Genomic DNA, 10,245 nt, shown 5'->3' on the forward strand with positions numbered 1-10,245 from the left:
CCTTCGGCCGAAGTCGGGGTCAAGGTCACCCAAAGGGCGTGTCCCGGACCGGATTCCCGCCCCTTCCCGACCTACGTTGGTGGAGTGGAGCAGCACAGGACAAGTCAGCCCCAAGGCCGCCGACGGCCGCAAACCCCTCTCGCGCCGCCCGGTGCGGCGGTGGAGGGCGCTGCCGTCTACCGCGTGACCGGCCGCTCCGGACGGACACCCGGGGGCGCCCGCGTCGAACGGGCCGCCGCCGGTACGGGCGCGGCCGGGCGTCCCGGAGACAGGCGGCCCCCAGGGGCGCGGCGGCCGGTGCCGCCGGTCGTGCTCGCCCTGCGGCGGCTGCCCTCGCCCCGGCTCACGGGGCTCGGCGCCGGTCTCTTCGCCTGCGCCGCCATGCTGGTGCTCGGCGTGCTCGACCGGCTGCTGTTCGACGGGTCCCCGCTGGTCTACGGGCTGCTGTTCCTGCCGGTCAGCGCGCTGACCGCGCTCTGGGTGCGGCCCGCGGACCTGGTCACGGCGCCCATCGGCGTACCGATCGCGTTCGCCGTCGGGGTCGTCCCCGTCTCCGGCGGTTCGGGGGGCATCGGCGGCCAGGCCATGGCGGTCGTCACGGCCCTCGCCGTGCACGCCGGGTGGCTGTACGGCGGAACGCTCGTCGCCGGGCTCATCGCGAGTGTGCGGAAGGTACGGGACATGGGGCGGCGGCAGCAGCAGCGCGCCGCTGCCGCCGCCCGCGAGGCGGCCGGACCGCGTCCCGCCGCCGCTCCCCGGCCGGCGCCCTCCCGTCGTACCGCTCCCTAGGGAGTCGTACGACGGGGGCCGGACCTCGTCCCGCCGGGCCGTACGCGGGTGGCGCGGGCTCCCCAGGGCGGGCTGCGGGACCCGCCGGGCGGGCACCCGTCGCGCACCGCCCGGCGGGTGCCCGGTCGCGGCGGCGGGTGTCAGGACCCGGCCGACCGGTCCCGGCCGCCGGCTTCCGGTGACGCGGCGGCCATCGCCGCGCCCACGATGCCCGCGTTGTTCAGGAGCTGCGCGGGCACGATCTCCGCGCGGATGTCCTCGATGAGGGGGAGGAACTTGTCCGCCTTGCGGCTCACTCCCCCGCCGATGATGAAGAGCTCGGGCGAGAACAGCATCTCCACGTGCGCCAGGTACTTCTGCAGCCGCCGGGTCGCCCAGTGCTCCCAGGTCAGCTCCTCGTCCTCGCGGGCCTTCGCGGAGGCCCGCTTCTCGGCGTCGTGGCCCTTCAGCTCCAGGTGGCCGAGCTCGGTGTTGGGGACGAGCCGGCCGTCGACGAAGAGGGCCGAGCCGATGCCCGTGCCGAGGGTCAGCATGATCACCGTGCCGGTGCGGCCCCGGCCCGCGCCGAAGGTCATCTCGGCGAGGCCGGCCGCGTCGGCGTCGTTGAGGACGGTCACGGGGAGCCCGCCGACGCGCTCGCCGATGAGCCGGGCCGCGTCGACGCCGATCCAGCCCTTGTCGACGTTGGCCGCGGTACGGATGGTCGAACCGGTCACCACGCCGGGGAAGGTCACCCCGATGGGACCGGACCACCCGAAGTGCTCCACCACTTCCGCGACGCGGCCCGCCACACCGTCGGGTGTGGCGGGCTGCGGGGTCAGTACCTTGTGACGTTCCTCGGTGAGAGCACCCCGTTCCAGATCCACGGGGGCGCCCTTGATGCCCGAGCCGCCGATGTCCACTCCGAAGACGTTCATGGAATCACCGTATGGGCACCGGGCCCGAAGTTACTCCTTGACGAGCCCGGCGGCCTCGGCGCGCAGGTCGCGGCGGAGTTCCTTCGGGAGGGAGAAGGTGAGGGACTCGTCGGCGGTCTTGACGATCTCCACGTCCACGTAGCCGCGCTCGGACAGCCACTCCAGGACCTCCTGGACGAGGACGTCCGGGACGGAGGCGCCGGAGGAGAGGCCGACGGTGGTCACGCCCTCCAGCCACGCCTCGTCGATCTCGCTGGCGAAGTCGACCAGGTGGGCGGCGGGGACGCCGGCCTGGAGGGCGACGTCGACCATCCGCTGCGAGTTCGAGGAGTTCTTCGAGCCGACCACGATGACGAGGTCGGCGTCGCCGGCCAGCTCCTTGATGGCCAGCTGGCGGTTCTGCGTGGCGTAGCAGATGTCGTCCGACGGCGGGGAGATGAGCTGCGGGAACTTCTCCTTCAGCGCGTCGACCGTCTCCATCGTCTCGTCGACCGAGAGGGTGGTCTGGGAGAGCCAGACGACCCGGGAGGGGTCGCGGACCTCGACCTTGGCGACGTCCTCGGGGCCGTCGACCAGCTGGATGTGGTCGGGGGCCTCGCCGGAGGTGCCGATGACCTCCTCGTGGCCCTCGTGGCCGATGAGGAGGATGTCGAAGTCCTCCTTGGCGAAGCGGACGGCTTCCTTGTGGACCTTGGTGACCAGGGGGCAGGTGGCGTCGATGGTGGCGAGGCGGCCCTGGCGGGCCTCCTCGTGGACGGTCGGGGCGACGCCGTGCGCGGAGAACATCACGATGTTGCCCGGCGGCACCTCGGTCGCCTGGTCGACGAAGATCGCGCCCTTCCGCTCCAGGGTCTGGACGACGTACTTGTTGTGGACGATCTCGTGCCGGACGTAGATCGGCGCCCCGTACTGCTCCAGGGCCTTCTCCACGGCGATCACGGCACGGTCCACGCCCGCGCAGTAGCCACGGGGAGCGGCGAGCAGGACACGCTTCGGGCGGTTGGTCGCGGGCGTTGCAGTCATGCGTCCCATCGTAAGGCCGCGTCGGTCGCCGTTTTGATCGGCGGCGTGGCCGAAACTGGGCCCATGGCTCAGGACGCGCGGGTGGCGGATCACGGGACACTGCGCCGGAACCTCGGGTTCCGGGATCTGGTCGTGTACGGCCTGCTGTTCATCGCGCCCATGGCGCCGGTCGGCGTCTTCGGCACGCTGGACGCCCGGTCCCACGGGGCGGTCGCCCTCGTGTACGTGGTGGCCACGGTCGCCATGGCGTTCACCGCCTTCAGCTACGCGCAGATGGTGCGCGTCGCCCCGCAGGCCGGCTCGGTCTTCACGTACGCCCGCAAGGGGCTCGGCGAGGGGCCGGGATTCATCGCCGGGTGGATGGCGATGCTCGACTACCTGCTGATCCCGGCCGTGGCCTACCTCTTCGCGGGCATCGCCATGGAGGCGCTGGTTCCGGGGGTGGACCGGTGGATCTGGACGGGGATCGCGGTCGTGATCACCACCCTGCTCAACCTGTGGGGCGTCCGCGCGGCCGCCCGCGTCGGCTTCGCGGTGCTGGCGATGGAGATCGCCGTCCTGCTCGTCTTCGTCGTCTCGGCGGTGGTGGTGCTCGTACGGGACGGGGCGCGGCGCGACTGGTGGTCGCCGCTCACCGGGGACCTGTCGTTCTCGCTCGCGGCGGTCGTCGGCGCGGTGTCGGTGGCCGTGCTGTCGTACCTGGGCTTCGACGCCATCGCCTCGTTCGCGGAGGAGGTCACGGGCGGGTCGCGGAAGGTGGCGCGGGCGGTGCTGTTCTGCCTGGCGCTCGCGGGTGTCCTGTTCGTGGCGCAGACCTGGCTCGTGGCGCTCCTCGAACCGCTCTCCTCGGCCGAGCTCGCGGCCGATCCCGCGAAGCAGGGCTCGGCCTTCTACGACGCGGTGGACACGTCCGTGGGCGGCTGGCTGCACGATCTCGTCGCGGTGTCGAAGGCCATCGGCGCGGCTTTCGCCGCACTGGCCGGACAGGCGGCCGGCGGACGGCTGCTGTTCGCGATGGGCCGTGACCGCCGGCTGCCGCACGTGCTGGCCCGTACGGACGCGGGCGTGCCGCGCGTGGCGCTGCTCGTGGCGGCGGCGGTGACGATGATCGCGGCGGTGTGGGCGGCCCGGCGGGACGACGGCCTCGACCACCTGGTGTCGGTGGTGGACGTCGGCGCGCTCACCGCCTTCGTCCTGCTGCACGCGAGCGTGGTGGGGTGGTTCGCCGTACGGCGGGCCGAGGGGCCGCCGCACTGGCTGAAGCACGTCGTCCTGCCGGTGCTCGGCGCGGTGATCCTGATCGCGGTGATCGTGGAGGCCTCGCGCGCGGCCCAGGTGGTGGGCGCGGTGTGGCTGGGCGTCGGCCTCGTCGTCCTGGCGGTGCAGGGGACGGCACGGGGCGCGCGGGGCACGCGGAGCTGAGGTCCGGCGGCAGCGACACCCGGGCCCGAGGCCCGGCGGGTCGTGCACGCCCCCGAGGGCACGCGGTCCTGACGTTGTCGGACCTCGCCGTTACGCTCGGTGCATGGGTCTGACTACGTCCGCCGAAACTCCCCTCCCCGTCGGGCAGGTCTCCCGGCTGATCGGCGGGTGGATCGACCGGCTCGGGGCGATCTGGGTCGAGGGGCAGATCACGCAGCTCTCGCGGCGCCCCGGCGCCGGGGTCGTCTTCCTGACGCTGCGCGATCCGTCGCACGACATCTCCATCGGCGTCACCTGCTACCGGCAGGTGTTCGACGCGGTGGCGGACGTCGTGTCCGAGGGCGCCCGGGTCGTCGTGCACGCGAAACCGGAGTGGTACGCGCCGCGGGGGCAGCTGTCGCTGCGGGCGGCCGAGATCAGACCGGTCGGGATCGGGGAGCTGCTGGCCCGCCTGGAGCAGCTGAAGCGGAGCCTGGCCTCGGAGGGGCTGTTCGCCCTGGACCGGAAGCGGCCGCTGCCGTTCCTGCCGCAGCTGGTCGGTCTGGTCTGCGGCCGGGCCTCGGCGGCCGAGCGGGACGTCCTGGAGAACGCGCGGCGGCGCTGGCCCGCCGTCCGCTTCGAGGTGCGGAACGTGGCGGTGCAGGGCGTCCGGGCCGTGCCGCAGGTGATCCAGGCGGTGAAGGAGCTCGACGCGCACGAGGGCGTGGACGTCATCATCGTGGCGCGCGGCGGCGGCAGCGTCGAGGACCTGCTGCCGTTCTCCGACGAGCAGCTGATCCGGGCGGTGGCCGACTGCCGTACGCCGGTCGTGTCCGCGATCGGGCACGAACCGGACGCTCCGCTGCTCGACCTGGTGGCGGATCTGCGCGCCTCGACGCCGACGGACGCGGCCAAGAAGGTCGTGCCCGATGTGGGCGAGGAACTCGAGCGGGTGCGGGGTCTGCGGGACCGGGCCCTGCGGACCGTGCGGGGACTCCTGGAGCGGGAGGAGCGCGGCCTGGCGCACGCGCTGGCCCGGCCCGTCATGGAGCACCCGCAGCGGATGGTGGAGGTCCGTGTGGGCGAGATCGACGCGCTCCTGGCGCGGAGCCGGCGGGTCCTGGGCCACCTGCTGGACCGGGCGGACTCGGAGCTGTCGCACACCCGGGCCCGGGTCCGGGCGCTCTCCCCGGCCGCGACGATGGAGCGCGGGTACGCGGTGCTCCAGCGGGCCGGCGGGGCGGTGGTCCGCTCCCCGGAGGAGGTCGCGGACGGCGAGGACCTGCGCGCCCGGGTGGCGGAGGGCGAGTTCGCGGTACGCCGCGTGCCGGGCACGCCCTAGGGCGGTGCGGGAGCCCGGTGGAAGAGACACGACGACACGGAGGACGGAAGCGGATGGCGAGCGGTACGGGTACGGAGGCGGGCGCGGGCCCCGGGGCGGCGCTCGGGTACGAGCAGGCGCGGGACGAACTGATCGAGGTGGTCCGGCGCCTGGAGCAGGGCGGTACGACGCTGGAGGAGTCCCTGGCGCTGTGGGAGCGCGGGGAGGAGCTGGCGAAGGTCTGCCGGCACTGGCTGGAGGGCGCCCGGGCCCGCCTCGACGCCTCCCTGGCGGCGGAGCGGGCGGCCGGGGGCGGCGCGGACGGGGAAGAGGACGCGGACGACGAGGGCTGACGGGCGGCTTCCGCGCCGGGGCGGCCCGGCCGGGCCCGTACGGGAGAGACACCGGCGAGACCGGGGCGCTCACTTCTCGCGTACGACCGCCCCGCCTCCCCCCGGCACCGAGCTTCTGTCCTGTTCACGACGAGTCGGCCGCCCGGACCCGTAGACTCTGCGAGCGTGAAGCGGATCACTATCCGCATGGATTAGTTGAATTTTCATCAATCCCGGGCGTACTGTCGAGGCCGTCGCCCGCACTCCCCTCGCGAGCGCTCCTCTTGCAGTCCGGAAGGTACGCAGCATGTCTCTCGTTCTTGACCCCGCCGCCCAGGACCTCCTCTTCCGCGAGGCCCGTACCGCCAACACGTTCACCGACGAGCCGGTGACCGACGAGCAGGTCCAGGCGATCTACGACCTGGTGAAGTACGGCCCGACCGCGTTCAACCAGACCCCGCTGCGCATCACCCTGGTCCGGTCCCCCGAGGCCCGGGAGCGCCTGGTCAAGCACATGGCCGAGGGCAACCAGGCGAAGACCGCCGCCGCCCCGCTGGTCGCGATCCTCTCCGCCGACAACGAGTTCCACGAGGAGCTCCCGGCGCTGCTGCCGCACTTCCCGCAGGCCAAGGACATGTTCTTCGCCGAGCGCCCGGCCCGCGAGCAGTCCGCCCTGTTCAACGCCGCCCTCCAGGCCGCCTACTTCATCGTGGGCGTGCGCGCCGCCGGCCTGGCCGCCGGCCCGATGACCGGTCTGGACTTCGCCGGCCTCCAGAAGGAGTTCCTGGACGACGACCACACCCCGCTGATGGTCGTCAACATCGGCAAGCCGGGCGAGGACGCCTGGTTCCCGCGCTCCCCGCGCCTGGCCTACGACGAGGTCGTCACCACCGTCTGACGCCGCCGCGCCGACCGTGGAGTGCGGGAAAGCCCCCGAGTGCCGAGCACTCGGGGGCTTTCCCGTGTCCGGTCGTCCGGAGCGGGCCCTCAGGCCTTCTTCGCCCGGAGCGCGCCCGCCATCTCGGCCAGCCGGTCGAAGGAGGCCGTACCGGTCACGACGGTCGTCGCCCCGCCGTCCGTGCGGACCAGCGCGTCGTACTTCGGGCCCTCCCAACGCTGCCACACCTGGCCCGCGACCGTCTGCGTCCGGCCGGTGTTCTTCGCCTCGTGCGTGACGTCCGGCACGTACTTCTTCGCCTCGGCCGTCGACTGGTGGATGGCCACGTACTGGGTGTCGGGCGAGAGGAAGCCGAGCTGCCAGGCGTCGCCCTTCTCCCGCTTGTACGAGACGACCGTGGCCTTCCAGCCCTCACCGAGGCCCTCGGGCGCCAGCACCGGATACGGCGCCGCCCGCTGGGCCGTGATCAGCTCGACCCGGTAGTCCTTCTCCTTCACCGGTTCCGCGTTCTCGTCATGCGGGATGAAGAGATACATCACACCCGCGGCGACCATGATCACCCCGAGGGACTGGAACATCCCGCGTACCGTCTGCCTGCCTCGCATACCTGCCACGCCCCCATGGTCGCATCATGGTGCGGCGCTCATACGTGGGCCCCTCTGCTCAATTTGTCGACGTACCGATAGAGTCGCAGCACCCTCTTTTCCCCGGCCGTCGCCGTACAGAAAGGTGCGCCCCGATGACCGAGCACCACCTCCCGCCCGAGCTGGAGGTCTCTCCCGAGGCCCCGGACCGCAACCTCGCCCTCGAGCTGGTCCGCGTCACCGAGGCCGCCGCCATGGCGGCCGGCCGCTGGGTCGGCCGCGGCGACAAGATCGGCGCGGACGGCGCGGCGGTCAACGCCATGCGGACCCTGATCTCGACCGTCTCGATGAACGGCGTCGTCGTCATCGGCGAGGGCGAGAAGGACGAAGCCCCGATGCTGTTCAACGGCGAGCGGGTCGGCGACGGCACCGGCGCCGAGGTCGACATCGCGGTCGACCCGATCGACGGCACCACCCTGAACGCCAAGGGCATGCCGAACGCGATCGCCGTGCTGGCCGCCGCGGACCGCGGCACCATGTTCGACCCGTCCGCCGTCTTCTACATGGACAAGCTGGTCACCGGCCCCGAGGCCGCCGACTACGTCGACATCAACGCGCCCGTGTCGGTGAACATCCGCCGGGTCGCCAAGGCCAAGAACTCCTCCCCCGAGGACATCACGGTCGTCATCCTGGACCGGCCGCGCCACGAGGGCATCGTCCGGGAGATCCGCGAGACCGGTGCCCGGATCAAGTTCATCTCGGACGGCGACGTCGCCGGTTCGATCATGGCCGTCCGCGAGGGCACCGGCGTCGACATGCTCATGGGCATCGGCGGCACGCCCGAGGGCATCATCTCCGCCTGCGCCATCAAGTGCCTCGGCGGCGTGATCCAGGGCAAGCTCTGGCCGAAGGACGACGCCGAGCGGCAGAAGGCCCTCGACGCGGGCCACGACCTGGACCGGGTGCTCTCCACCAACGACCTGGTCAGCGGCGAGAACGTCTTCTTCGTGGCGACCGGCATCACCGACGGCGAGCTGCTGCGCGGCGTGCGCTACCGCGCCGAGACGGCGACCACGCAGTCGCTCGTCATGCGCTCGAAGTCGGGCACGATCCGGCAGATCGACTCGACGCACCGGCTGTCGAAGCTCCGCGCCTACAGCAAGATCGACTTCGACCGCGCGAACTAGGTCGCAGCGGTACGAAAAGGGGCGCCCCCATGTGCGGTGGGGGCGCCCCTTCCCGTACGGGCGCCGGGTGCGGCGGCCGCGTCAGCCGGCCTGGGCGATCCTGCCGTCGGTGGCCGCCGCCTTGCGCAGCTCCACCTCGCGCCGCCGGCGGCGGGCGAGCACGACGCGGCGCTCGGCCGCGGTGAGGCCGCCCCACACCCCGTACGGCTCGGGCTGCAGCAGGGCGTGCTCCCGGCACTCGACCATCACGGGACAGCGTGCGCAGACCTGCTTGGCGGCTTCCTCGCGGGCGAGTCGGGCGGCCGTCGGCTCCTTGGAGGGAGCGAAGAACAGCCCGGCCTCGTCCCGGCGGCACACCGCCTCCGTGTGCCAGGGACCGCCCTCGTCCTCGCGGGCGGGAGCGCGCTGAGGGGGTACGGCGGCGACCTGGAGGGGCTGATGCGGCAGTTGCAGCACGGTCTACTCCTGACGACGGCTTCGCGAGCGAGCGGCGATGGAGCAGCCTTACCCGCTGTGCGTGCACCTATGCACTGCGTACGGCTCCGTTCCGCACTGCGGATGGCCGACGGTGAATTCCGGTCACTTCAGGGCCGGCCGCCCCGGGGAGCGGCCGGGCGGGCGGCACGCCCCCCTTCAGTGGCCGAGGTGCTTGCGCAGCTTGCCCTGGAGGTCGGTGATCCACTTGCCGCGCCTGGGGCGGGCCTCCACGTTGCCGAAGACCGAGTAGCCGTTGACGACGACCATCGGGGCCTGCGGGTCGACGCCCTCCAGCGTGACGACCTCGAAGTTGCCGAAGACCCCGCTGCCGTTGCCGCGCAGGCTGATGTTCTCCGGGACCCGGATCTCCACGTTCCCGAAGATCGAGGTGGCGTTGATGGTGGTGAGCCGCTGGGCGAAGATCGCCTCGGTGAGGTCGATCTCGATGTTGCCGAAGAGGGCGAAGGCGTTGGTCCTGCGGCTCACCCGCCAGCGGCCCTTGCGGGTGGTGCTGGAGAAGACCGCGACGAGACTGTCCGAGGCGCCGTCGGCGTCGTCCGGCGCGGCGTAGGTGTAGCCCGGGTCGGGCGCGCGGCGGGCGCGGCCGTCGGCCGGCAGGTCGCGCACGATCGGCTCCAGCTCGCCGACGGTCTTGGCGCGGTAGACCGCGTCGATCCGTTCCGCGTGCTCCTCCGGGTCGAGCCGCCCCTCCGCCAGGGCCTCCCGGAGGATGTCCGCGATCCGGTCCCGGTCGGCGTCCGAGGCGCGCATGGCGCCGCGCGGGTCCGCGACGGCGGGCTCGGCGGGGGCCGCCGCCGGGGGCCGCGGCTGCTTCTCGGGGTCGGGCTGCTTTTCGAGGTCCACGGAGTCAGCCTAGCGAAACGCGATAGATCGCGACCAGGGGGCGGGGCCGGAGATCCCGGCGCGTCGCCCGGAACCGGCCACCCGCAAGGGCGCGTTGGGGCACGCCGGCGCGGACCCGCCAGCGCGCGCCCCGCCCCGTCGGCACCCGACGCCCCTCCCGCGCGCCCCGCCTCGCCCGCCACCGACGCCCCTCCCCGCCCGCCACCGACACCCCCCGCGCGCCCCACCCCGCCGGCCACCCGACGGCCTCGGCCACCCCGGCCGTCCACCGGTCGCCCGGCCTCGCTCCCCGGCCGTCCGGCCGCCCGAACACTCCGTTCCGGCACGGTCCCGCCGCCTAGTGAGCCTTACCTCACAGGATCGGCGTCCCGCCCGCGTTCTACGCTGGAGGGCGCGCCGCCACCGGAGACGGCGCGCTGTCTGCCGAGTGAGGAATGGCCGCCGTCATGTCC

The 10,245-nt window shown here is 73.0% G+C and carries 11 protein-coding genes; 6 read left to right on the forward strand and 5 right to left on the reverse strand.

All coding sequences use genetic code 11. The features are described from left to right. Positions 1-84: 84 nt before the first annotated feature. Positions 85-789 (forward strand): DUF6542 domain-containing protein, encoded by a 705-nt coding sequence (locus tag RIF68_RS15290; RefSeq protein WP_375165235.1) that lies wholly within the window; start codon positions 85-87, stop codon positions 787-789. A gap of 140 nt (positions 790-929) precedes the next feature. On the opposite strand, the gene ppgK is transcribed toward RIF68_RS15290, so the two are convergent. Continuing rightward, the gene (gene ppgK, locus RIF68_RS15295; RefSeq protein ID WP_309051792.1) at positions 930-1,706 is read right to left on the reverse strand and encodes a polyphosphate--glucose phosphotransferase; all 777 of its coding nucleotides are present in this window, start codon (positions 1,704-1,706) and stop codon (positions 930-932) included. 30 nt (positions 1,707-1,736) lie between these two features. Continuing rightward, positions 1,737-2,738 carry a 4-hydroxy-3-methylbut-2-enyl diphosphate reductase gene (locus RIF68_RS15300; protein WP_309051793.1) on the reverse strand — a complete coding sequence of 334 codons (1,002 nt, stop codon included), beginning with the start codon at positions 2,736-2,738 and terminating at the stop codon, positions 1,737-1,739. Between the two features lie 54 nt (positions 2,739-2,792). Here RIF68_RS15300 and RIF68_RS15305 point away from each other — a divergent pair, with 54 nt between their 5' ends. The 4 genes from RIF68_RS15305 to RIF68_RS15320 all read left to right on the forward strand — a co-directional run bounded on the left by RIF68_RS15305 (position 2,793) and on the right by RIF68_RS15320 (position 6,681). Further along, positions 2,793-4,151, forward strand: a complete 1,359-nt coding sequence (locus tag RIF68_RS15305; protein WP_309051794.1) for an APC family permease — start codon at positions 2,793-2,795, stop codon at positions 4,149-4,151. Positions 4,152-4,254: 103 nt separating this feature from the next. Then, positions 4,255-5,472 (forward strand): exodeoxyribonuclease VII large subunit, encoded by a 1,218-nt coding sequence (xseA, locus tag RIF68_RS15310; protein WP_309051795.1) that lies wholly within the window; start codon positions 4,255-4,257, stop codon positions 5,470-5,472. Positions 5,473-5,525: 53 nt separating this feature from the next. Next, positions 5,526-5,804 (forward strand): exodeoxyribonuclease VII small subunit, encoded by a 279-nt coding sequence (locus RIF68_RS15315; protein ID WP_309051796.1) that lies wholly within the window; start codon positions 5,526-5,528, stop codon positions 5,802-5,804. 286 nt (positions 5,805-6,090) lie between these two features. Next, complete coding sequence (locus RIF68_RS15320; protein ID WP_309051797.1) at positions 6,091-6,681, forward strand: malonic semialdehyde reductase; 591 nt, start codon at positions 6,091-6,093, stop codon at positions 6,679-6,681. An 89-nt stretch (positions 6,682-6,770) separates the two neighbouring features. Here RIF68_RS15320 and RIF68_RS15325 read toward each other — a convergent pair whose 3' ends face one another. Beyond that, positions 6,771-7,286 (reverse strand): DUF4245 domain-containing protein, encoded by a 516-nt coding sequence (locus RIF68_RS15325; protein ID WP_375165704.1) that lies wholly within the window; start codon positions 7,284-7,286, stop codon positions 6,771-6,773. 134 nt (positions 7,287-7,420) lie between these two features. Between RIF68_RS15325 and glpX the strand changes: the two genes are divergently transcribed. Next, positions 7,421-8,452 carry a class II fructose-bisphosphatase gene (gene glpX / locus RIF68_RS15330; RefSeq protein WP_309051799.1) on the forward strand — a complete coding sequence of 344 codons (1,032 nt, stop codon included), beginning with the start codon at positions 7,421-7,423 and terminating at the stop codon, positions 8,450-8,452. An 81-nt stretch (positions 8,453-8,533) separates the two neighbouring features. On the opposite strand, the gene RIF68_RS15335 is transcribed toward glpX, so the two are convergent. Continuing rightward, positions 8,534-8,908 (reverse strand): WhiB family transcriptional regulator, encoded by a 375-nt coding sequence (locus RIF68_RS15335; RefSeq protein WP_309051800.1) that lies wholly within the window; start codon positions 8,906-8,908, stop codon positions 8,534-8,536. Positions 8,909-9,085: 177 nt separating this feature from the next. Beyond that, a complete protein-coding gene (locus RIF68_RS15340) occupies positions 9,086-9,793 on the reverse strand; it encodes a DUF1707 domain-containing protein (protein ID WP_309051801.1) in 708 nt (235 codons plus the stop codon). Positions 9,794-10,245 lie beyond the last annotated feature (452 nt).

The organism is Streptomyces sp., assembly GCF_031178505.1.
GTDB classification, from domain to species: Bacteria; Actinomycetota; Actinomycetes; order Streptomycetales; family Streptomycetaceae; genus Streptomyces; species Streptomyces gulbargensis.

Bases quoted from the DNA above. Each gene is read 5' to 3' on its own strand.
- RIF68_RS15315 (WP_309051796.1), top strand. From the start codon at position 5,526: ATGGCGAGCGGTACGGGTACGGAGGCGGGCGCGGGCCCCGGGGCGGCG.
- ppgK (WP_309051792.1), bottom strand. From the start codon at position 1,706: ATGAACGTCTTCGGAGTGGACATCGGCGGCTCGGGCATCAAGGGCGCC.
- RIF68_RS15320 (WP_309051797.1), top strand. From the start codon at position 6,091: ATGTCTCTCGTTCTTGACCCCGCCGCCCAGGACCTCCTCTTCCGCGAG.
- RIF68_RS15300 (WP_309051793.1), bottom strand. From the start codon at position 2,738: ATGGGACGCATGACTGCAACGCCCGCGACCAACCGCCCGAAGCGTGTC.
- xseA (WP_309051795.1), top strand. From the start codon at position 4,255: ATGGGTCTGACTACGTCCGCCGAAACTCCCCTCCCCGTCGGGCAGGTC.
- RIF68_RS15305 (WP_309051794.1), top strand. From the start codon at position 2,793: ATGGCTCAGGACGCGCGGGTGGCGGATCACGGGACACTGCGCCGGAAC.
- glpX (WP_309051799.1), top strand. From the start codon at position 7,421: ATGACCGAGCACCACCTCCCGCCCGAGCTGGAGGTCTCTCCCGAGGCC.
- RIF68_RS15325 (WP_375165704.1), bottom strand. From the start codon at position 7,286: ATGCGAGGCAGGCAGACGGTACGCGGGATGTTCCAGTCCCTCGGGGTG.